The 19732-nt window shown below is 70.9% G+C and carries 21 protein-coding genes; 12 read left to right on the forward strand and 9 right to left on the reverse strand.

The window, feature by feature from the left end:
• Nucleotides 1-3: 3 nt before the first annotated feature.
• A complete protein-coding gene (locus ACWDR7_RS00585) occupies nucleotides 4-672 on the reverse strand; it encodes an HAD hydrolase-like protein (RefSeq protein WP_449852999.1) in 669 nt (222 codons plus the stop codon).
• A gap of 212 nt (nucleotides 673-884) precedes the next feature.
• On the opposite strand from ACWDR7_RS00585, the gene ACWDR7_RS00590 reads away from it, so the two are divergent.
• Entirely contained in the window at nucleotides 885-2024 is a 1140-nt protein-coding gene (locus ACWDR7_RS00590; RefSeq protein ID WP_449853000.1) for a glycerol dehydrogenase, read from the forward strand.
• Nucleotides 2025-2129: 105 nt separating this feature from the next.
• On the opposite strand, the gene nucS is transcribed toward ACWDR7_RS00590, so the two are convergent.
• A complete protein-coding gene (gene nucS, locus ACWDR7_RS00595; RefSeq protein ID WP_449853001.1) occupies nucleotides 2130-2825 on the reverse strand; it encodes an endonuclease NucS in 696 nt (231 codons plus the stop codon).
• 77 nt (nucleotides 2826-2902) lie between these two features.
• On the opposite strand from nucS, the gene ACWDR7_RS00600 reads away from it, so the two are divergent.
• From ACWDR7_RS00600 to mnhG, 7 genes are all read left to right on the forward strand, one after another.
• On the forward strand, nucleotides 2903-3667 hold the full coding sequence (locus ACWDR7_RS00600; protein ID WP_449853002.1) for an LLM class flavin-dependent oxidoreductase: 765 nt from the start codon (nucleotides 2903-2905) through the stop codon (nucleotides 3665-3667).
• A 105-nt stretch (nucleotides 3668-3772) separates the two neighbouring features.
• Nucleotides 3773-6748, forward strand: coding sequence for a Na+/H+ antiporter subunit A (locus ACWDR7_RS00605; protein ID WP_449853003.1), 2976 nt, complete (start codon nucleotides 3773-3775; stop codon nucleotides 6746-6748).
• Entirely contained in the window at nucleotides 6745-7374 is a 630-nt protein-coding gene (locus ACWDR7_RS00610) for a Na(+)/H(+) antiporter subunit C (protein WP_449853004.1), read from the forward strand. Before ACWDR7_RS00605 ends, ACWDR7_RS00610 begins: the two co-directional genes overlap by 4 nt.
• The gene (locus tag ACWDR7_RS00615; protein WP_449853005.1) at nucleotides 7371-8933 is read left to right on the forward strand and encodes a Na+/H+ antiporter subunit D; all 1563 of its coding nucleotides are present in this window, start codon (nucleotides 7371-7373) and stop codon (nucleotides 8931-8933) included. The genes ACWDR7_RS00610 and ACWDR7_RS00615 overlap by 4 nt, the downstream gene beginning before the upstream one ends.
• A complete protein-coding gene (locus tag ACWDR7_RS00620; protein ID WP_449853006.1) occupies nucleotides 8930-9529 on the forward strand; it encodes a Na+/H+ antiporter subunit E in 600 nt (199 codons plus the stop codon). Before ACWDR7_RS00615 ends, ACWDR7_RS00620 begins: the two co-directional genes overlap by 4 nt.
• On the forward strand, nucleotides 9526-9789 hold the full coding sequence (locus tag ACWDR7_RS00625; protein ID WP_449853007.1) for a monovalent cation/H+ antiporter complex subunit F: 264 nt from the start codon (nucleotides 9526-9528) through the stop codon (nucleotides 9787-9789). The genes ACWDR7_RS00620 and ACWDR7_RS00625 overlap by 4 nt, the downstream gene beginning before the upstream one ends.
• Complete coding sequence (gene mnhG, locus ACWDR7_RS00630; RefSeq protein WP_449853008.1) at nucleotides 9786-10133, forward strand: monovalent cation/H(+) antiporter subunit G; 348 nt, start codon at nucleotides 9786-9788, stop codon at nucleotides 10131-10133. The genes ACWDR7_RS00625 and mnhG overlap by 4 nt, the downstream gene beginning before the upstream one ends.
• A gap of 6 nt (nucleotides 10134-10139) precedes the next feature.
• Here the strand turns inward: mnhG and ald are convergent, their stop codons facing one another.
• Nucleotides 10140-11237 carry an alanine dehydrogenase gene (ald, locus tag ACWDR7_RS00635; RefSeq protein ID WP_449853009.1) on the reverse strand — a complete coding sequence of 366 codons (1098 nt, stop codon included), beginning with the start codon at nucleotides 11235-11237 and terminating at the stop codon, nucleotides 10140-10142.
• Between the two features lie 122 nt (nucleotides 11238-11359).
• On the opposite strand from ald, the gene ACWDR7_RS00640 reads away from it, so the two are divergent.
• The gene (locus ACWDR7_RS00640; protein ID WP_449853010.1) at nucleotides 11360-11869 is read left to right on the forward strand and encodes an Lrp/AsnC family transcriptional regulator; all 510 of its coding nucleotides are present in this window, start codon (nucleotides 11360-11362) and stop codon (nucleotides 11867-11869) included.
• Between the two features lie 23 nt (nucleotides 11870-11892).
• On the opposite strand, the gene ehuA is transcribed toward ACWDR7_RS00640, so the two are convergent.
• Genes ehuA through ehuB form a run of 4 tightly spaced genes read right to left on the reverse strand, consistent with a single transcriptional unit; the run spans nucleotide 11893 to nucleotide 14973 of the window.
• Nucleotides 11893-12708: an ectoine/hydroxyectoine ABC transporter ATP-binding protein EhuA gene (gene ehuA, locus ACWDR7_RS00645; protein ID WP_449853011.1), complete on the reverse strand. Its 816-nt coding sequence runs from the start codon at nucleotides 12706-12708 to the stop codon at nucleotides 11893-11895.
• The gene (ehuD, locus tag ACWDR7_RS00650) at nucleotides 12692-13351 is read right to left on the reverse strand and encodes an ectoine/hydroxyectoine ABC transporter permease subunit EhuD (RefSeq protein WP_449853012.1); all 660 of its coding nucleotides are present in this window, start codon (nucleotides 13349-13351) and stop codon (nucleotides 12692-12694) included. The genes ehuA and ehuD overlap by 17 nt, the downstream gene beginning before the upstream one ends.
• Nucleotides 13348-14073, reverse strand: a complete 726-nt coding sequence (ehuC, locus tag ACWDR7_RS00655; RefSeq protein ID WP_449853013.1) for an ectoine/hydroxyectoine ABC transporter permease subunit EhuC — start codon at nucleotides 14071-14073, stop codon at nucleotides 13348-13350. Before ehuC ends, ehuD begins: the two co-directional genes overlap by 4 nt.
• Before the next feature lie 18 nt (nucleotides 14074-14091).
• Entirely contained in the window at nucleotides 14092-14973 is an 882-nt protein-coding gene (ehuB, locus tag ACWDR7_RS00660) for an ectoine/hydroxyectoine ABC transporter substrate-binding protein EhuB (RefSeq protein ID WP_449853014.1), read from the reverse strand.
• Between the two features lie 209 nt (nucleotides 14974-15182).
• Here ehuB and ACWDR7_RS00665 point away from each other — a divergent pair, with 209 nt between their 5' ends.
• Nucleotides 15183-15944 carry a GntR family transcriptional regulator gene (locus ACWDR7_RS00665; protein ID WP_449853015.1) on the forward strand — a complete coding sequence of 254 codons (762 nt, stop codon included), beginning with the start codon at nucleotides 15183-15185 and terminating at the stop codon, nucleotides 15942-15944.
• Between the two features lie 7 nt (nucleotides 15945-15951).
• Here the strand turns inward: ACWDR7_RS00665 and ACWDR7_RS00670 are convergent, their stop codons facing one another.
• On the reverse strand, nucleotides 15952-16950 hold the full coding sequence (locus ACWDR7_RS00670; protein WP_449853016.1) for a PHP domain-containing protein: 999 nt from the start codon (nucleotides 16948-16950) through the stop codon (nucleotides 15952-15954).
• Between the two features lie 125 nt (nucleotides 16951-17075).
• Nucleotides 17076-17495: a VOC family protein gene (locus ACWDR7_RS00675; protein WP_449853017.1), complete on the reverse strand. Its 420-nt coding sequence runs from the start codon at nucleotides 17493-17495 to the stop codon at nucleotides 17076-17078.
• A 122-nt stretch (nucleotides 17496-17617) separates the two neighbouring features.
• Between ACWDR7_RS00675 and ACWDR7_RS00680 the strand changes: the two genes are divergently transcribed.
• Nucleotides 17618-18169: an LURP-one-related/scramblase family protein gene (locus tag ACWDR7_RS00680; RefSeq protein ID WP_449853018.1), complete on the forward strand. Its 552-nt coding sequence runs from the start codon at nucleotides 17618-17620 to the stop codon at nucleotides 18167-18169.
• A 111-nt stretch (nucleotides 18170-18280) separates the two neighbouring features.
• Entirely contained in the window at nucleotides 18281-19732 is a 1452-nt protein-coding gene (locus tag ACWDR7_RS00685; protein WP_449853019.1) for a DUF3375 domain-containing protein, read from the forward strand.

Raw genomic sequence — 19732 nt, forward strand, 5'->3', positions numbered from 1 at the left:
CGATCAGTCGGTGAGAAGCAGCTCGCGCAGCTGGCCGGCGTCGTCGACCACCGCGCTCGCGCCCTCCTCCTCGCCCGGGTTGCCGAAGCCCCAGCGGGCGAAGATCACGGGCACGCCGAGGGCGGCGCCGCCGTCCACGTCGTGATGGCGGTCGCCCACGAGCACGGGGCGCGACACATCGACGCCGGCCTCGGTGAGGCGATCCAGCGCGCGGCGCATCACGTCGGTCTTGGTGTCGAGCACGGTCGCCTCGGCGCGGGCGCCGACGATCGTGACGAAGCACGACGTGAGGCCGTAGTGCTCGAGGATGGCCTTCACCTGGTTCTCGGGCTTCGTGCTCGCGGTGGCCTGGGGGACCCCGGCCTCGTGCAGCGCGCGGATGAGCTCGGGCACGCCGTCGTACAGGCGCACCGACGCGGCGTAGCCGTCGCGCGCCGCGAGCTCGCGGTACCTGCGCACCGCCTCGACGGCCTCGTCGGGCGAGAGCAGGCCGCGCACCTCGAACGACTCGAGCATGGGAGGGCCGATCCAGTGGCGCAGCTCATCGGGCTCCGGGGGCATGCGGCCGAGCTGCGTGAGCACCTCGGTGATGCGGGGCAGGATGCCGGCGGAGGCGTCGGCGACCGTGCCGTCGACGTCCCACAGGACGCAGGACCAGGGGGACGACGACATGCCTCGAGCCTATCGGGCGAGGGCCGCGGAGCGCGGATCAGGCGGTGGCACCGCATCGCCTGCTCGTCTCGGCGACCGCTGGCGTGTTCCCCCGGCGGGGGACGAGAATCGACATGTCGACGGGAACCGGGCAGACTGCGCCTGCGAGGAGCATTCTGCCGCAGAGGCCGCCGGACGAGCACGCCGATGAGGGATTCGAGGAAGAAGGAACCATGTCCATCTCCGTACTGGCCAGCCCTGCCCGTTACGTGCAGGGGAAGAACGCGATCGCCGATCTCGGCATGCATCTCAAGGGACTCGGCGGCAACCCGCTCCTCGTGGCGGACGATGTCGTCTGGGGCCTGGTCGAGGGGGTCCTCACGACGGGCTTCGAGGCCGCAGGGCTGCCCGTCGCGCGGGTCGGCTTCGGTCGCTTCGCGACGCCCGAGGCGGTGGATGGTCTCGCCGAGACGATCCGCGCCGGCGGGCACGACGTGATCGTGGGGCTCGGCGGCGGATCGGCGATCGACGCCGCCAAGTCGGCCGGGCACCTCGCCGGGATCCGCTGGGCAAGCGTTCCGACGGCGGCCTCCTCGGACGCGCCGACCTCCGCGCTCGCCGTGATCTACAGCGAGGAGGGCGAGTTCATCGAGTACCGCTTCTTCCCGCACAACCCGGACCTGGTCCTCATCGACACGCGGCTCGTCGCCGGCGCGCCCGAGAAGTTCCTCGTCGCGGGCATCGGAGACGCCCTGGCGACGTGGATCGAGGCGCGCGCGACGCAGCGCGGTCGGGGTGCCACGATGGCGGGCGGGCGGCCCACGCGGGCAGGCACCGCTCTTGCGCGGCTGTCGTGGGAGATCCTGTGGGAGAACGCCCTGCCCGCGCTCGACGCGGTCCGGGCGAATGTCGTCACCCCCGCCCTCGAGGCCGTCGTCGAGGCGAACACTCTGCTGTCCGGTCTCGGGTTCGAGTCGGGCGGGCTCGCGGGCGCGCACGCGATCCACAACGGTCTCACCGCGGCGCCGCAGACCCACGGCCTCACCCACGGGCAGAAGGTGAACATCGGATCGGTCACGCAGCTGGTGATGGAGGGAGCGCCGACCGAGGAGATCGAGGACTTCATCGTCTTCACGACGAGGGTGGGGCTGCCGAACACCCTCACCGAGATCGGCCTGAGCCCCGAGGACACCGCGGAGCTGCGGGCCGTCGCCGAGGCCGCAACAGTGCCGGACGAGACGATCCACAACCTGCCGTTCCCCGTCACCGCCGATATGGTCGTCGCCGCGCTCATGGCGATCGAGGGTCTCTCACGCCGGGTGCGAGCCGCGCACGGGCTGCCCGAGCCGGTGCTGTACCGCGCCGCGCACTGAGCAGACGGGAGGGGGTCGATCGCGCCGGAACGCGGTCGACCCCCTCCCGTGCTCGCCCGTGTGGCCGGAGCCGTCGGGCGCGCAACCGCACTCGAGGCGCCGGGATCAGAACAGGCGGGGCACGCCCGACTCGATGCCCTTCATGTCGTCGTAGTCGAGCACGAGGCAGGTGATGCCGCGGTCCTCGGCCAGCACGCGCGCCTGCGGCTTGATCTCCTGGGCGGCGAACACGCCCCGGATGCCCGTGAGGATCGGATCCCGCCCCAGCAGCTCGAGGTATCGGGTGAGCTGCTCGACGCCGTCGATGTCGCCGCGGCGCTTCACCTCGACGGCGATCGGCGCGCCCTGCGCGTCGCGCACGAGCAGGTCGACCGGGCCGATCGCGGTGGGGTACTCGCGGCGCACGAGGGTCGCGCCCTCCACGATCCGTTCCACCTGCTCGGCCAGCAGGCGCTGCAGGTCGGACTCGACGCCGTCCTTGATGAGGCCGGGGTCCACGCCGAGGTCGTGCGAGGAGTCGCTGAAGATCTCGTGGATCCGCACCGTCAGCGCGTCGCCGGTCTTCTGGTGCGTGACCTTCCACACCTCGACGACGCCCGCCTCGGCGAGCTCCTCCTCCGGCGCCATCACGTCGACGCGGCACGGCGGGCTCATCCAATTCAGCGGCTTGTACGAGCCGCCGTCGGAGTGGATGAGCACGCTGCCGTCGCCCTTGTGCATGAGCACGCGCTTGGCGAGCGGCAGGTGCGCGTTGAGCCGGCCGGTGTAGTCCACGGAGCACTGGGCGATGACGAGGCGCACCGGATGAGCCTACCCGCCACCCCTCCCCGCGGTCGCCGCCCCTGCCGCCGGCCGGCGCGCGCGGATAGGTTGAGGTCATGCGCATCGGGTACGGGATCACGGGTGGGCTGGCGGTGGAGACGGTACGGGCGATCGCGCCCGAGCTCGAGAGGGCGGGCGTCGACACCCTCTGGGTGAACCAGCCGGGGCGGCACGGCGACGCGCTGGGCGCCATGGCCGCGGCCGCCGCCGAGACGACGACGCTGCGCGTGGCCGCCGGCGTGATCCCGGTGGACCTGTACCCGGCGGACGAGATCGTCGCGCGGGTGCGCGCGCTGCGGCTGCCGCCGGAGCGCACGGTGATCGGCATCGGGGCGAGCGCGAAGCCGAGCCCGCTCACGACCGTGGGCGAGGCGGCGGCGCGGCTGCGGGCGGACCTCGGCGTGCCGGTCGTCGTGGGCGCGCTGGGCCCGCGGATGCGGCGGCTCGGCGTGACCGAGGCCGACGGCGTGCTCCTGAACTGGCTCACCCCGGAGGCCGCGCGGCAGGCGCGGGCGGATCGCGACGCCGACGACCCCGAGGGCGGCTCGCAGCTCGCCCTCTACGTGCGCACGGCGCTGCCGCCGGCACACGACCGGCTGCGGGAGGAGGCGGAACGGTACGGCGCGATCCCCACCTACGCGGCGAACTTCGCCCGGTACGGGTACGAGCCCGCCGCCTCCGCGATCCTTGCCGACGATCCGGCGGACATCCCGTCGCGACTGCGGGAGTACGAGGGGATCGTCGACGAGGTCGTCGTGCGCGGGATCACGGCCGCCGACGACGCCGCGGAGCACCTCGAACTCATCCGGGCGCTGGCATGACATTCCCGCGGCGGAATGGATCGACCAGCGCCGCCACGGCAGTGCCCGCTAGAATAGACAAAAGCCCACGATGACCCCTGCTCGGCAGAGCGAGAGGAGCCGCCCATGCTCGCTCTGCTGCTGTCGTTCGCGGTGGGCTCCGTCCTCACGGCGCTGCTCGCGCGGCCGCTCGGCCCCCGCGTCTTCCTCGTCGCCGCCGTGTTCCCCCTCGCGGCCTTCGTGCACACGGTGCTGCAGCTGCCGCTCGTGGCCGACGGCGGGGTCGTCACCGAGTCGTGGGTGTGGATCGAGGCGCTCGACATCCGCCTCTCCATGCAGCTCGACGCGCTCGGCGCACTGATGGCGCTCATCGTCACGGGCGTCGGCGCGCTCGTGATGATCTACTGCGTCGTCTACTTCCGCGGCACGGCCGACGGGATCGGGCGGTTCGCGAGCGTGCTGCTCGCGTTCGCCGGCGCGATGTACGGGCTCGTGCTCACGGACGACCTCGTGCTGCTCGTGATGTTCTGGGAGGCGACGAGCATCCTGTCGTACCTCCTGATCGGGCACAACCACCTGCGCGCCGCCAGTCGCCGCGCCGCGCTGCAGGCGCTCCTCGTGACGACGCTCGGCGGGCTCGTGATGCTCGTGGGCGTCGTGATGCTCGTCGCCGTCAGCGGCACGACGAGCATCTCGGCCCTGCTCGCCGACCCGCCGGCGGGCGCGATGGTGAACGCGGCACTCGTGCTCGTGCTCGTGGGCGCGCTGAGCAAGTCGGCCATCTTCCCCTTCCACTTCTGGCTGCCCGGCGCGATGGCGGCCCCCACACCGGTGAGCGCCTACCTGCACGCCGCGGCCATGGTGAAGGCGGGCGTCTACCTGCTCGCCCTGTTCGCGCCCTTCTTCGCCGAGACGGGGCCGTGGCGGCCCATCGTCGTCTCGCTCGGGCTGCTCACGATGCTGCTCGGCGGCGTCCAGGCCCTGCGCGAGAAAGACCTGAAGCGCATCCTCGCGTTCGGCACCGTGAGCCAGCTCGGGTTCATCGCGGTCGTCGTGGGCTTCGGCACGCGCGACGCGGCGCTCGCGGGCGGGGCGCTCGTGCTCGCGCACGCCCTGTTCAAGTCGACGCTCTTCCTCGTCGTCGGCGTCATCGACCGGCAGCTGTCCACGCGCGACGTGGACGAGCTCAGCGGGCTCGCGCGGCAGGCGCCCACGATGGCGATCGTCTCGCTCGTGGCCGTGGCGTCGATGGCCGGCGTCGCGCCCACGCTCGGCTTCGTCGCCAAGGAGGCCGCGCTCACCGCGCTCGTCGACGACGCGCTCGCCGGCGGCGGGTGGGGCTGGGCCGCGCTCATCGGGGTGTCGCTCGGGTCGGTGCTCACGGTGGCCTACGGCATCCGCTTCCTGTGGGGCGCCTTCTGGGTCAAGCGCGACGGGGCCGGGCACCCCCGGCCCACGACCGAGTGGCCCGATCCGCCGCTCGGCTTCCTCGCCGCCCCCATCACCCTGGCCGTCCTGGCGCTCGCGGGCGGATTCGCGGGGCCGTGGATCGAGCGGCTTCTCGCGCCGTACGCCGACACCGCGCCGGGCGAGGCGCACGGGCACCTCGTGCTGTGGCACGGCCTGCAGCCCGCGCTGTTCATCTCGCTCGGCACGCTCGCCCTCGGCGCGGTCGTGTTCTGGGCTGCCCGCGCGAGCCGCTGGGACGCGTCCGGCCGGGTGCTGCCGTTCACGGCGTCGGACGTGTACTTCCTCGCCGTGCGCGCCGTCGATCGCCTGTCGGTGATCGTCACGCGCTTCACGCAGCGCGGATCGCTCCCCATCTACGTCGGCACGGTGTTCCTCGTCTTCATCGCGGCCGAGGGCACGGTGCTGCTCGCGGGCCGCGAGTGGCGCGTCGAGCTCGATGCCTGGCAGCACCCCCTCCAGCTCGCCGCCGCGCCGATCATGATCCTCGCGGGGATCATCGCCGTGATGGCCCGCAAGCGCTACACGGGCGTCGTGCTCGTCTCGGTCACGGGCCTCGGCATGGTCGCCCTGTTCGCGAGCATGGGCGCGCCCGATCTCGCGCTCACGCAGGTGCTCGTCGAGGCGGTCACGCTCGTGGCGTTCGCGCTCGTCCTGCGCCGGCTGCCGTCGCGGCTGGGCGCCCACAGCGGCAGCTCGGTGCCGCTGCTGCGCGCCGTGATCGGCGTCGCCGTCGGCGTGACCATGGCGTTCCTCGTCGTCATCGCCACGGGCGCGCGCGTGCACGAACCGGTGTCGGCGTCGTGGACCGAGCTCGCGTACGAGATCGGGCACGGCAAGAACGTCGTCAACGTCGCGCTGGTCGACCTGCGCGGGTGGGACACGATGGGCGAGCTGTCGGTGCTCGTCCTCGCCGCGACGGGCGTCGCCTCGCTCGTGTTCGTGACGCATCGCACCGACAACACCCTCACCCGCCTGAGCCGGCGGCTGCCGCTGCGCAGCCGGATCGCCGCGAACAAGGCCTCGCGCCGGCCGCTCGTCGAGACCACCGACGGCCTGCGCCCGCAGACGGCCGACAACCGCGACAGCCCGCGCGCCTGGCTCGTGGGCGGCCAGAAGCTGCGCGCCGAATCGCGCTCGATCATCCTCGAGGTGGTCGTGCGGATCCTGTTCCACACGATCATCGTCGTGTCGATCTACCTGCTCTTCGCCGGCCACAACCTGCCGGGCGGCGGCTTCGCCGGCGGCCTCGTCGCGGGCATGGCCCTCGTCATGCGCTACGTGGCCGGCGGGCGCTGGGAGCTGGGCGCGGCCGCCCCGGGCGACGCCGGTCAGCTGCTGGGCGTGGGCATGATCCTGGCCGTCGGCACGGCGCTCGCCCCCATGCTCTTCGGCCTCGACCCGCTCACCCGCGCGGTGTGGGAGGCCGACCTGCCGGTGGTCGGCCACATCGAGTTCGTCAGCTCGACGATCTTCGACATGGGCGTCTACCTGGTCGTCATCGGGCTCGTGCTCGACGTGCTGCGCAGCCTCGGGGCCGAGGTCGACAAGCAGCTGAAGGAGTCCTCGGACGAGACGTTCCACAGCTCGCCGTCGCCCGATGCCCACACCGGCGGCGTGGAGGTGACGCGATGAGCGTCTCGCTCACCCTCGTGATCGTCATGGCCGCGCTGTACGCCGGCGGCGTCTACGCCATGCTCGAGCGCAGCCTGACGCGCGTTCTCATCGGCTTCCTGCTGCTGGGCAACGCGACGAACCTGCTGCTTCTCATCGTCATGGGCTTCCCGGGGACCGCGCCCTTCTATGGTGCCGACGAACCGCAGAGCGATCCGCTGCCGCAGGCGCTCATGCTCACCGCCATCGTCATCACGTTCGCCGTGAGCGCGTTCCTGCTGGCCCTCATCTACCGCTCGTGGCAGCTGGGCCAGGCCGACACCGTCATGGACGACGCCGAGGATCTCGCCCTGCGCGAGACCGCGGCGGGCACCGAGGACGCCATGGAGGACGAGGCGGAGGACGCCGCCACCGAGGACGAGGCGACGACGGAGTTCGTCGACGGCGCGCCCATCCCGCTGCGCGTGCTCGGCTCGGCCGACATGTCGGCGATCGCGGAGAACGCACCGGTCGATATGCCGACGGGTGCATACGGCGTCGACGGCTCGGACGACGGGCCGGAAGACGGGGACGGATCGGCGGCCGGCGGATCGGCGGCCGGCGGATCGGTTGCCGACGGGTACGGCGAAGGGGAGGGGAAGCGATGAGCTGGAGCCTCCTCGTGCCGATGCTCGTGGTGCTGCCCCTGCTCGGGGCGGCCATCACGCTCGTGCTCGGGCATCACCGCCGCTGGCAGGTGAGCGTGTCGATCGCCACGCTCACGCTGACGTTCGTCATCGCCGTCGTGCTGCTGCTCGTCGTCGACGCCGGCAACCCGCTCGCCGTGAGCGTGGCGGGCTGGGACCTGCCCTTCGGCATCGTGCTGTACGTCGACCGGCTGTCGGCCCTGCTCGTGGCCGTCTCGAGCGTCGTGCTGCTCGCCGTCCTCCTGTTCTCGGTCGGCCAGGGCGCCGCGGACGGCGACGACGAGACGCCCGTGTCGATCTTCCACCCCTCCTACCTCATCCTCGCGGCGGGCATCTTCGACGCGTTCATCGCCGGCGACCTGTTCAACCTCTACGTGGGCTTCGAGATCCTGCTCGTGGCCTCGTACGTGCTCATCACGCTCGGCAGCACGGAGTCGCGCATCCGCACCGGCACCGTGTACATCGTCGTCTCGCTCGTGTCGAGCATCCTGTTCCTCTCGGCGATCGCGATGATCTACGGCGCGCTCGGCACGGTGAACATGGCGCACATCGCCGAGCGCATGGTCGAGCTGCCCGACGACGTGCAGCTGCTGCTGCACCTGCTGCTCGTGCTGGCCTTCGCCATCAAGGCGGCCGTGTTTCCGCTGTCGTTCTGGCTGCCCGACTCGTATCCGACGGCGCCCGCGCCGGTGACGGCGGTGTTTGCGGGCCTGCTGACGAAGGTGGGCGTGTACGCGCTCATCCGCACGGAGACGCAGCTGTTCTACGACAGCGACATCAATCCGCTGCTGCTGATCGTCGCGCTCGCCACGATGATCGTCGGCATCCTCGGCGCCGTGGCGCAGGCCGAGCTGAAGCGGATCCTGTCGTTCACGCTCGTGAGCCACGTGGGCTACATGGTGTTCGGGCTCGCGATCAGCACCGAGGCCGCCGTCGGCGCGACGATCTACTACATGGTCCACCACATCGTGGTGCAGACGACGCTGTTCCTCGCGGTCGGGCTCATCGAGCGGCGCGCGGGATCGACGTCGATCCTGAAGGTCAAGGGGCTCATGGCGGCCGCTCCGCTCATCGCCGTGCTCTACTTCATCCCCGCCCTGAACCTCGGCGGGCTGCCGCCCTTCTCGGGGTTCCTGGGCAAGTACGCGCTGTTCGACGCGGCCGCCGAGCAGGGCGATCCGCTGATGTACGTGCTCATCGTGGGCGGGATCGTCACGTCCCTTCTCACGCTGTACGCGCTGATGCGGGCGTGGAACCTGTCGTTCTGGCGCGAGCAGGAGGACTCGAGCGAGACGGAGGCGCGCATCGCCTACCTCGGCGGATCGCCCGAGGCGCAGCAGCAGAGCGAGCGCCGGGTGATCCCGCGCATCATGACGGCGGCCACGTGCGGCATGGTCGTGCTCTCGGTGGGCCTGACGGTGTTCGCCGGGCCGCTGTACGCCATCTGCGACCGGATCGGCCAATCGCTGCTCCAGCCCATCTCGCTCGTCGAGCTCGATGATGTGGAGGCGCAGCCGTGATCGATCTCCGCGCCCGTCTGAAGCTGTTCTGGCGGCAGCTGCCGTTCTTCGTCTGGCTGGTCGTGCTCTGGATGCTGCTGTGGGGGCAGCTCACCATGCTGGCGCTGATCACGGGCGTGCTCGTCGCGATCTTCGTGAGCACGTGGTTCCGGCTTCCCGCCGCCCAGATGTCGGGGCGCGTCAACCTCTGGTACGGCGTGGTGTTCGGGGTGACGTTCCTCGTCGAGCTCGTCCAGGGTGCGCTGAGCGTGACGTGGGAGGTGCTGCGCCCCGGCCCGACGCGCGCCGCCATCATCCGGGTGCCGCTGCGCGTGGACGACGACCTGATCATGACGCACGTCGCCGTCGCCTCCTCCCTGATCCCCGGATCCACGGTGATCGAGGCGGACCGCGAGCGCCGGGTGGTCTACCTGCACGCGATCGGCATGAGGGACGAGGCGGCGGTCGAGGCGCAGCGCCGCCGCGTGCAGCACTGGGAGGAGCGCGCCGTCGCGGCCGTGGGCACGAGGGCTCAGCTGCGCGCGCTGCGCGACGGCGCCGAGCCCATCGCGGATCGGGCGGACGCGGATCACGCGGATGCGGGAGGTGCGGAATGACGGGCGTGCTCGTGACGATCATCGCCGTGGTCTTCGCCGCGGCGGCGGCGATCGCGCTCGTGCGCCTCGTGCGCGGGCCGTCGATCCTGGATCGCGCCGTGGCGAGCGATGTGCTGCTCACCGAGGTGATGTGCCTGATCGGGGCCGAGATGGTGATCAACCGTCACACCGAGACGCTGCCCATCATGCTGATCATCGCGGCCGTCGGCGTCTTCGGCACCGTGGCGGTGGCCCGCTTCGTGGCGAGGAGGGACCAGTGACCCTCGAATCCGTGCTCGACGCCGTCGCGCTGGTGCTCGTGCTGGCGGGCGCGCTGCTGTGCCTCATCGCGTCGATCGGCCTGCTGGGCCTGGGCGACGTGCTCTCGCGCCTGCACGCCGCGACGAAGCCGCAGGTGCTCGGGCTGCTGCTGATCGCCACGGCGATCGCGCTCACGATGCGGTCGTGGCCCGTGCTGGCGATGCTCGTGCCCGTCGTGCTCATCCAGCTGGCGACCGCGCCGCTGTCGGCGCACATGGTGGGCAGGCAGGCGTACCGCAACGGCACCTACAACCCCGAGAGCCTCATCGTGGACGAGCTGGCGCAGGAGCGCGACGAGAGCTGAGGCGGATCAGCTGGCCAGGGCGTAGCCGAAGGCGCTCGCGACGCCCGCGTTCGTGACCTGGCCAGCGCGCACGTTGAGGCCCTTGGCGAGGGCCGCGTCGGCCGCCGCGGCCGCGTCCCAGCCGCGCTCGGCGATCGCGGTGAGGTACGGCAGCGTGGCGTTCGTGAGCGCGCGCGTGGAGGTCTCGGGCACGGCGCCTGGCATGTTGGCGACGCAGTAGTAGAGGGTGTCGTGCACCGCGAAGGTCGGGTCGTCGTGGGTCGTCGCGTGCGATCCCTCGAAGCAGCCGCCCTGGTCGATCGCGATGTCGACGAGCACGGCGCCGGGCTTCATGCCCGCGACCATGTCGTCGGTGACGAGCTTCGGCGCGGCAGCCCCGGGGATGAGCACCGACCCGATCACGAGATCCGCGTCGGCCAGCGCCTCGGCGATGGCGTAGCGCGTGGAGTGCGCGGTCTGCAGGCCGTTGCCGTAGCGGTGCTCCAGCTCGCGCAGCCGGGGCAGGTTCACGTCGAGGACGGTCACCTGCGCGCCGAGGCCGAGCGCGTTCGCGGCGGCGTGCTCGCCGGCAACCCCGCCGCCGATGACGACGACCTTGCCGCGGCGCGTGCCGGCGACGCCGCCCAGCAGGGCGCCCCGCCCGCCCTGCGCGCGCATGAGGTGGTAGGAGCCGACGGCGATCGACAGGCGTCCCGCCACCTCGCTCATCGGGGTGAGCAGCGGCAGGGAGCGATCGGGCAGCTGCACCGTCTCGTAGGCGACGGCCGTGGTGCCGGCGGCGACGAGCGCGTCGGTGAGCGGACGGTCGGCCGCGAGGTGCAGGTAGGCGAAGAGCGTGAGGTCGTCGCGCAGGTGCGGGTACTCCTCGGCGATCGGCTCCTTCACCTTCACGAGCAGCTCGGCATCGCCCCACACGTCGGCGGCGCTCGGCACGATCCGGGCGCCGGCGGCGGCGAAGTCGGCGTCCGAGATGCGCGACCCGGCGCCGGCGCCGGCCTGCACGAGCACCTCGTGTCCGCGCCGCGCGAGGGCGTCGACCCCCGCGGGCGTGATGGCCACGCGGTTCTCGTTGTTCTTGATCTCGGTGGGGATGCCGACGCGCATCGGGGCTCCTCGTTCAGCGACACGGGTGTTCGGTTGCGTCGAGAATCGCAGGAGATTCGTTTCCGCCGCGTAACGCCCGAAGACCCTTCGGCATCCCGTGCCGATCACGTACGATCGCCTGCATGACCGATGCGATGGTGCCGTCCGATCCGAAGAAGCTTCGACCCATCGAGCTCGACGAGACGGACCAGCGGATCGTGGAGATCCTGGAGCGCGATGGCCGCATCACGAACGCCGACCTCGCCGCCGCGCTCGACATCGCGCCGTCCACCGCGCACGCCCGCACGCGATCGCTCGTGGAGCGCGGCGTCATCACGGGCTTCCACGCGAGCGTCGACCACCGCCGGCTCGGGCGGGGCCTGCAGGCGATCATCGGCGTGACGCTGCGCGGCGGCACACGGCACGACAGCATCGTGAGCTTCGCGGACGAGGTGCGCGCGCTGCCGCAGGTCGTGCAGCTGTTCTTCCTGGGCGGCACCGACGACTTCATGGTGCACATCGCCGTGGGCGACTCGAGCGAGGTGCGGCAGTTCGTCGTCGACAATCTGTCGACCCAGCCCTTCGTCGCCGCCACGCGGACGAGCCTCATCTTCGAGTACCACCGCAACGGCGTCGCGGCGAGCTTCAGCTGAGGGGCCCGGTCAGGGCGCAGCGCTCACAGCACGGCGGAGAGGAAGTCCTTCGTGCGCTGCTCGTCGGGGGAGCCGAAGATCTTCTCCGGGGAGCCCTCCTCCACGATCCGGCCGCCGTCGAACATCAGCACCCGGTTGGACACGTCGCGCGCGAACTGCATCTCGTGCGTGACGATGAGCATCGTCACGTCGGTGGTGGCGGCGACGTCGCGGAGGATGTTCAGGACCTCGCCGACGACCTCGGGGTCCAGCGCGCTCGTGACCTCGTCGAGCAGCAGGATCTCGGGCTCCATGGCGAGGGCGCGGGCGATCGCCACGCGCTGCTGCTGCCCGCCCGACAGCGAGGTGGGGTGCGCGTCCTCCTTGTCGGGCAGGCCGACCTTCTCCAGCAGCTGCCGGCCGCGGGCGATCGCCTCGTCCTTCGACAGCCCGAGCACGTGCACGGGCGCCTCGATGATGTTCTGCATCACCGTCATGTTCGGGAAGAGGTTGAACTGCTGGAACACCATGCCGATGCGCTTGCGCATCTCGTTGCGGTGCTTCTCCTTGAGCGCCACGCGCCGGTCGCCGCGGCGGGCGTGCGTCAGCGGCTGCCCGTCGATGAGGATGTACCCCGCGTCGGCCTCCTCGAGCGTCATGAGGAGGCGCAGGATCGTCGTCTTGCCCGATCCGCTCGGGCCGATGAGCGTGACGCGGTCGCCCCGGCGCACAGTGAAGTCGAGGTCGTGCAGCACGACGTGGTCGCCGAACCGCTTCTCGACCTTGTCGAATCGGATGGCCGGCACCTCGCCGTCGCTCAGCGCGATGGCTCCGGTGTGGGTCTCAGGAACGGTAGGCAAGTCGCTTCTCCAATCGCCCGATGAGGACGGATGTCGGGTAGCTCGCGGCCAGGAAGATGAGGCCCGCGAGGGTGATCGCCTCGATGTAGCGGAAGTGCTGGCCGCCGTACAGCTGCGCGGCGCGCACGAGCTCGGTCACGGTGATGACCGCGAGGAACGGCGTGTCCTTGAACATCGAGATGACGTAGTTGCCGAGCGCCGGCAGCGTGGATCGCACCGCCTGCGGGATGACCACGGCGGTCCAGGTGCGCCGCGGCGACATCGACAGCGCCGTGGCGGCCTCCCACTGGCCGCGCGGCACGGCGTCGATCCCGGCCCGGTACACCTCGGCCATGTAGCTGGCGTAGTGGATGCCGAAGATGACGATCCCCAGCACGATCGGCGGCACGCTCGTGAAGGCGTAGTAGGCGAACAGCAGCTGGACGACAATGGGCGTCATCCGCACGAAGTTCATGACGAACGCCACGACGCCCGCGACGGGGCGCGGCGCCGTGCGGCGCACGAGCGCCACGACGAGGCCGAGCAGCGCGGCGATGGCGCTGCCGACCACCGTCACGAGCAGCGTGACGGTGAAGAAGCCCTGCAGCAGCTGCGGCAGCGCCGCGAGCGCGTGGTCCCAGTTCCAGGGGCTCTCATCGATCATGCGGCGGTCCCCTTCGTGTCGGCCTTCGCGAAGCGCAGCGCCTCACGCAGCGACTCGCCCTGCCCGAGGCGGTGCTTGGCGCGCACCTCGAGCGCGTTCATGACGAGGCTCAGCAGGTAGGCCAGGGCGAAGTACAGGATGAGGCCGATGCTGTACGCGAAGAACACGTCGGTGTCGACGCGCAGCCGGTTCAGCTCGGCCGTCAGGTCGACGATCGTGATGAGGTACACGGCCGCGGTGCCCTTGAGCAGCTGGATCAGCAGGTTGTTCAGCGACGGGATCATGAGCGCCCACGCCTGGGGGAAGATCACCCGGCGCATGCGCTGGAAGCGCGACAGGCTCAGGGCCGTCGTCGCCTCCCACTGCCCTGCGGGGACCGCGTTGATCGATCCGCGGACCACCTCGGCGCCGTACGCGCCGTAGTTCAGCCCCAGCGCGACGATGCCCACGAGCACGGGCTCCATCTCGAGGTTGATGGGCGGCAGCGGCAGCACGAAGAACAGGAAGAACAGCTGCACGAGCAGCGACGTGCCCCGGAAGAACTCGATGAAGACGCGGGCGATGCCGCGGATCAGGATGTTCTGGAAGCGGGCGAGCAGCCCGAAGACGACGGCGACGACGAACGCCAGGAGAGCGCCGCCCACGGTGAGCTCGAGGGTGATCAGCAACCCGTCGAGGATCCGCGGCAGCGCCCTTCCGAGCGCCTCGAGATTATCGGTCACGAGTGGTCCGCGCCCCGCTCACTCGACCTCGCCGGCGCAGAGCTGCTCGGCGGTCAGGTCGGCCGGCGGCAGGTTCTCGGCCGTGAAGCCGAACGGCTCCACCAGGTCGAGGTACGTCTGCTCGTCACCCTTGATCTTCTCGAGCTCGGCGTTGTAGGCCTCGAGCAGCGCGGTGTCCTGCTTGCGGAACACGGTCGATCCCGCGCCGATCTGCTCCACGCCGTCGATCTCCTGCACGAACGGCTCGGTGGTCTCGAGGTCGTCCATGTCCTCGGTCATCCAGTTGAGCGACACGGCGGTGAGCGCGAAGGCGTCGGCGCGCCCGGTCTGCACGGCCTCGAGGCCGGAGCTGGCGGTGTCGACCTCGATCTTGTCGGTGATGCCGAGCTCGTCGGCGTAGCCGTCCTCGATCGCACCCGACTGCACCGCGAGCGTGACGCCGTCGGCCGCGGCGACCGAGTCGAGGTCGGTGAGCCCCTCGGGGTTGCCCGCGGGCACGGCCAGCGCGGTGGTGTACATGATCTCGGGCTCGCTGAACGCCGCCTCGGCGCAGCGGTCGGGAAGGATCGACATCCCCGCGCTGATGACGTCCCAGCGACCGGCGTTGAGGCCCGGGATGAGGTTGTCCCACGCGACCTCCTCGACCTCGATGTCGTCGATGCCGAGGTTGCCGAAGATCTCCTTGTGCATCGCGATGGTAGCGCCGGTGGGCTCGCCGCTCTCGTCCACCCACGAGTAGGGGCGCTCGGACGCGACCGCGAGGGTGATGGTGCCCTCCTCCTGCGCGCGCTCGAGCGTGCTGGCATCGGGGTCCGTCGCGGTCGAGGAGCAGCCGGCGAGTGCCAGGGCCGCCACCGCCGCGGTCGACATTCCGATCGTGGTCAGGGTCCGCTTCGTCATCGATGCTCCTCTTCTGTCTGCTGCGGCGCGTCGCACCGGCGACCCTCGGGTGGGCCGTCGATCACCTTACGGAGTTTGCGTACACATGTACATTCGACGGCGCTGATTGTTGACAGATATACCGTATCGTTACCATGGGACGGCATGGTCCGGAGGGAGCCGAAGGGGGCGATTAGGATCGGCGCAGGCAGCGGAACGGAAGGACGGGGATGACCGGCAGGGCGCGAGGGGGCCAGAGCTCCGTCTTCCGCGTGGCGCGCACCTCGACGGCGCATCTCATCGCGGTGGAGCTGCGCAAGGCCATCCGCTCGGGTGCGCTGCCCGTCGGCGCGCAGATCGGCGAGGTGGAGATCGCCGAGCAGCTCGGCGTGAGCAGGGGACCGCTGCGCGAGGCGGCGCAGCGGCTCGTCGAGGAGGGCGTGCTCACCTCGGTGCCCGGACGCGGCCTGCGGGTGACGACGATCGGTCCCGAGGAGGTGGCCGACGTCTACGAGGCGCGGCTGGCGGTGGAGGGGCAGGCCATCCGGAGGATCGTGCGCGACGAGCGGATGTCGTCCGTCGATGCGATCGAGCGCGCGTACGAGGATCTCGTGCGACGCAGCGCCGGCGACGACGCGATCGACGCCGGCAACGCGGATCTCGAGTTCCACCAGACGCTGGTCGACGCGTCGGGCAGTCCGCGCCTGAGCCGCGCGATGTCGACGCTGGCGCTCGAGACGCGCATCGCCGCGTTCAGCGCGCCCGACGGGTACTCGGTGCGCCGGGAGGTGTCCGAGACGTATCGCTCGCTGATCGGCGCCCTCCGCGACGGCGATGCCGAGCGCGCCGTCGCGGCGCTGGACGAGCAGTTCCGCGAGGCCGTGGCTCGGCTGCGGGGAGAGGTCGAGGTGGAGACCTTCGAGCCCGCCGACGGCGACCTGCCCGACGCGCTCACGCCCATCGGCTCGGAGGAGCTCGGCACGGGGGAGTAGCGGTGGCTCACCCGCGGTCGCGGTCGAGCCAGGTGCGCAGCCACTCGAGCGGCCACGTCGTGATGATGCGGTCGGCCGGCACACCCGCGCGCTCGGCCCGCTCGGCCCCGTAGTCCAGCAGCGACAGCTGCCCGGGGGCGTGGGCGTCGCTGTCGATCGAGAAGAGGCAGCCGAGCTCGTGGGCGAGCGCGAGGAGCTCGTCGGGTGGATCCTGCCGCTCGGGCCGCGAGTTGATCTCCACGGCCACGCCGTGCTCCGCGCAGGCCTCGAACACCGCTCGCGCATCGAACTCCGAGGGCGGGCGTGTGCCCCGCGACCCCTCGACGAGCCGCCCCGTGCAGTGGCCCAGGACGTCGGTGCGCGGGTTCCGGACGGCGGCGAGCATGCGCCTCGTCATGCTCGCCGCATCCATCCGCAGCTCGGAGTGGACGCTGGCGACCACGACATCGAGCCTGTCCAGCAGCGCGTCGTCCTGGTCCAGCCCGCCGTCGGCGAGGATGTCGACCTCGATCCCGCTGAGCAGGGTGAAGCCGTCGCCCGACTGCGTGGCCACGACCTCGAGCTGCCGCTCCAGGCGCTCGGCCGAGAGGCCGTTGGCGACGCGCAGGCGCGGGGAGTGATCGGTGAGCGCCAGGTACTCGTGGCCGAGGCGGCGTCCGGCGGCGACCATCGCGTCGATCGGTGTGAGGCCGTCTGACCAGTCGGAGTGGCAGTGCAGGTCGCCCCGCAGGGCCTCCCGCAGCGCGCTGCGCCCGGCCACGCCCGTGCGGGTGCGCAGCTCCGCGAGGTAGGACGGCACCTCGCCCGCGAGCGCCTCCTGGATCACGCGGAACGTCGTCTCCCCGATGCCGGGCCGCCGGCGCAGGGCCGCGGCATCGTTCAGCTCCTCGGCGGTGAGCCCCGCGATGACGTCGGCCGCGGTGCGGAAGGCCTTCGACTTGTAGCGCGACGACCGCTCGCGCTCCAACAGGAAGGCGATCTCGGTGAGCGCGTCGAGAGGATCCATGCGTGCCAGTCTGCCGGTGGGCCTGTGCGTGGGTGAAGCGGGTGTGTTGCGGTGGTCGCTTCATCTGCGCGGCCTCCGGCGCTCCGCTCCGCAACCGATCGGTTCCGCAACCCGGGCGGCGCGCGTCACTCCGCGGGCTGGTCGCCCGTGCTGCCGCCCTCGAGCATCCAGACGATGCCGAACTGGTCCTTCACCTGGCCGAAGTAGCTGCCCCACGGCGCCGGCTCGAAGGGGAGCTCGACCGTGCCGCCGTCGCTCAGCGCCTCGAAGCAGCGCTCGAGCTCGGCCTCGTCGTCGCCGTAGAGGCAGATCTCGACGTTGCCGCTCGTGCGGGCCTCCGGGCCGTCGGCCGCCATGAGCCTGATGCCGTTCTCCAGCTCGAGCTGGCCGTGCATCACCCAGTCCGGGTCGCCCGGCATGTCCTCCATCGGCATGTCGCGGTAGCGGGTGATGTCGAGCGAGCCGCCGAACACCGCCTGGTAGAACGCGAGCGCGTCGGCCGCCCGCCCGTTGAAGCCCATGTACGGCGAAACCTTGAACGCCATGATCCGATCCCCTCGTCGCTGAGCGCCGGGCCGGAATGCCCGGTCACGTCTGGATCATGGCATCCGCCGCCGACATCCGATAGACCGTGCGGTGAACGCGCGGGGGTGGAAGGATCGGTCGCATGTCGCTCCTGCGCAACAACGTGCTCGTCTTCCAGCAGACGAGGAACTTCTCGAAGAACGACTTCGCGATCCTGGACGTTCAGGGACAGCAGGTCGCCCACGTCGAGACCGGCGGCAGCACGATGGGCCGGATGCTCGTGGGCGCCCGCGAGCTCACCGTGTTCGACGGCCCCGGCAACCCGATCATCCAGGTGAAGGACACCATGACGCTCGGGCGCGATCGCATGGAGATCCTCGACGGTCAGGGGAATCCGCTCGCGAGCCTCGTCAAGCGGATCACGTTCTTCAAGATGCGCGTCTCGGTCGACCTGATGGGCGAGCCGATCGAGCTCGAGGGCAACCTGTGGGGCTTCGAGTTCCGGGTGGTGGGCGCGCACGGCGTCATGGCGACCGTGTCGCGGCAGTGGTCGGGTATGAGCAACGCCCTGCTCGGCAAGTCGACCTACGTGGTGCAGCTGGCCGACGGCCTGAGCGACGCGCAGCGCGCCGCCGTCATCGGATCGGTGATCGCGCTCGACCTCATCCGCGAGAAGCAGAGCCGCAACAGCTAGCTCAGTGGGTGCCGGCGGCTTCGAGCTCGGTACGCGCATGCCCGGACTGAAGAATGTCCGCGCCATGCCCCAAGATTGACCCGGGAGCAGGCCGGAACGGAGGGTGAGGCGATGGGAGCTCTGGCGCAGGCTCATGCGCTCACCAGACTCCTCGACGAGAACGAGGCGTGGCGTCTGCTGCGCGCCGACAACGCGCCGGTGATCGCGGCGATCCTGGACGCGCATCTGGGCGGAGAGGAGCGCCGCATCGAGAGCGAGGAGCTGTATGAGCGAATCGATGTCGACCTCGACGACCTGCGTGCGCACGGCTTCGACCTTCCTCTCACTGCGCGCGCATACTGCACCGATTGGCGGCAGGCCGGATACCTCGTGCGTCGCCCGGCCGAGTCGAGTCGCGGCGAGACGTTCGAGTTGTCTCCCGCGGCCCTCGCCGCGATCCGCCTTCTGAACCAGCTGGCACAACCGCGGCAGACGGCGACGGAATCCCGTCTGACAAGCATCGCCGACCAGCTGCACCGGCTCGCCGTCGACTCCGACCCGGATGCACGCACCCGGATCGCCCGTCTCGAGGAGCAGAGAGAGCGGATCGATGCCGAGATCGAGGCGGTCAATCGGGGTGAGGCGCCGACGCTCGATCCGGAGCGAGCCATGGAGCGGGTGCGCGAGGTTCTGACGCTTGCGGAGGACATCCCGAGTGATTTCGCGCGTGTGCGGGCCGAGTTCGAGAGCCTCAATCGCGACCTGCGTACGCGTGTGCTCGAGTCGGATGAGGCACAGAAGGCGGTGCTGGACGAGATCTTCCGCGGTGTCGACCTGATCGACCAGTCGGACGCCGGGCGAAGCTTCTCGGGCTTCTCCGCGCTCGTCCTCGACCCCGAACGAGGGCAGGCATTGGAGGACGACATCCGGAGCGTTCTGGAGCGCGAGTTCGCGGGCGCCCTGACGCTCGCCGAGCGGCGATTCCTCCGCAGACTGCTCCGCACGCTCAAGGAGCGCAGCGCGGAGATTCACGACGTCGTGACCTCCTTCGCGCGGGGCCTGCGTCGGTACGTGCAATCCCACGAGTATCAGCGTGACCGTGTGCTCCGGCGCGAGCTGCGTGACGCTCTGGCCGCCGCCCAGCGGGCGAGTGCGCGCACCAAGCCCTACGCTGCGACCTCGCGGCGCCTCGAGCTGTCGGCGGTACCGGTGCGTAGCGCCGGAGCGCTCCGTCTTCTCGATCCGGCCGCGTACGACGCACCGGAGGATGTCGTTCTGCATGCGACGGACCCTGTGAGCATCGAGGACCTGCGGGCCCTCGCGCGCGAGACCGAGATCGATTTCGAGGAGCTGACACGCAACGTCAATGCGCTGCTCGACGAGCGTGGCGACGCGTCGATCGGTGAGGTGCTGGAGAGCTTTCCGGCGACCCAGGGCGTCGCGAGCGTCGTCGGCCTTCTCTCGCTCGCAGCTGCGCAGGGCGCATCGACGGGCGACACGGAGCACGTGCAGTGGGAGGGCGCCGACGGCGTGCCCCGGGCTGCGCGGATTCCTCGTTACCGTTTCACCGGGAGGGTGCTGTGA

The sequence above is a fragment of the Microbacterium sp. NPDC003461 genome, from assembly GCF_053588335.1.

Excerpts from the sequence above, each read along its gene's own strand:
- ACWDR7_RS00605 (WP_449853003.1), top strand. The coding sequence starts at position 3,773 with ATGCTCGCTCTGCTGCTGTCGTTCGCGGTGGGCTCCGTCCTCACGGCG.
- ACWDR7_RS00640 (WP_449853010.1), top strand. The coding sequence starts at position 11,360 with ATGACCGATGCGATGGTGCCGTCCGATCCGAAGAAGCTTCGACCCATC.
- ehuB (WP_449853014.1), bottom strand. The coding sequence starts at position 14,973 with ATGACGAAGCGGACCCTGACCACGATCGGAATGTCGACCGCGGCGGTG.
- ACWDR7_RS00670 (WP_449853016.1), bottom strand. The coding sequence starts at position 16,950 with ATGGATCCTCTCGACGCGCTCACCGAGATCGCCTTCCTGTTGGAGCGC.
- ACWDR7_RS00675 (WP_449853017.1), bottom strand. The coding sequence starts at position 17,495 with ATGGCGTTCAAGGTTTCGCCGTACATGGGCTTCAACGGGCGGGCGGCC.
- ACWDR7_RS00625 (WP_449853007.1), top strand. The coding sequence starts at position 9,526 with ATGACGGGCGTGCTCGTGACGATCATCGCCGTGGTCTTCGCCGCGGCG.
- ehuD (WP_449853012.1), bottom strand. The coding sequence starts at position 13,351 with ATGATCGATGAGAGCCCCTGGAACTGGGACCACGCGCTCGCGGCGCTG.
- ACWDR7_RS00610 (WP_449853004.1), top strand. The coding sequence starts at position 6,745 with ATGAGCGTCTCGCTCACCCTCGTGATCGTCATGGCCGCGCTGTACGCC.
- ACWDR7_RS00585 (WP_449852999.1), bottom strand. The coding sequence starts at position 672 with ATGTCGTCGTCCCCCTGGTCCTGCGTCCTGTGGGACGTCGACGGCACG.
- ACWDR7_RS00665 (WP_449853015.1), top strand. The coding sequence starts at position 15,183 with ATGACCGGCAGGGCGCGAGGGGGCCAGAGCTCCGTCTTCCGCGTGGCG.
- ACWDR7_RS00600 (WP_449853002.1), top strand. The coding sequence starts at position 2,903 with ATGCGCATCGGGTACGGGATCACGGGTGGGCTGGCGGTGGAGACGGTA.
- ald (WP_449853009.1), bottom strand. The coding sequence starts at position 11,237 with ATGCGCGTCGGCATCCCCACCGAGATCAAGAACAACGAGAACCGCGTG.
- ACWDR7_RS00685 (WP_449853019.1), top strand. The coding sequence starts at position 18,281 with ATGGGAGCTCTGGCGCAGGCTCATGCGCTCACCAGACTCCTCGACGAG.
- ACWDR7_RS00615 (WP_449853005.1), top strand. The coding sequence starts at position 7,371 with ATGAGCTGGAGCCTCCTCGTGCCGATGCTCGTGGTGCTGCCCCTGCTC.
- ACWDR7_RS00590 (WP_449853000.1), top strand. The coding sequence starts at position 885 with ATGTCCATCTCCGTACTGGCCAGCCCTGCCCGTTACGTGCAGGGGAAG.
- ACWDR7_RS00680 (WP_449853018.1), top strand. The coding sequence starts at position 17,618 with ATGTCGCTCCTGCGCAACAACGTGCTCGTCTTCCAGCAGACGAGGAAC.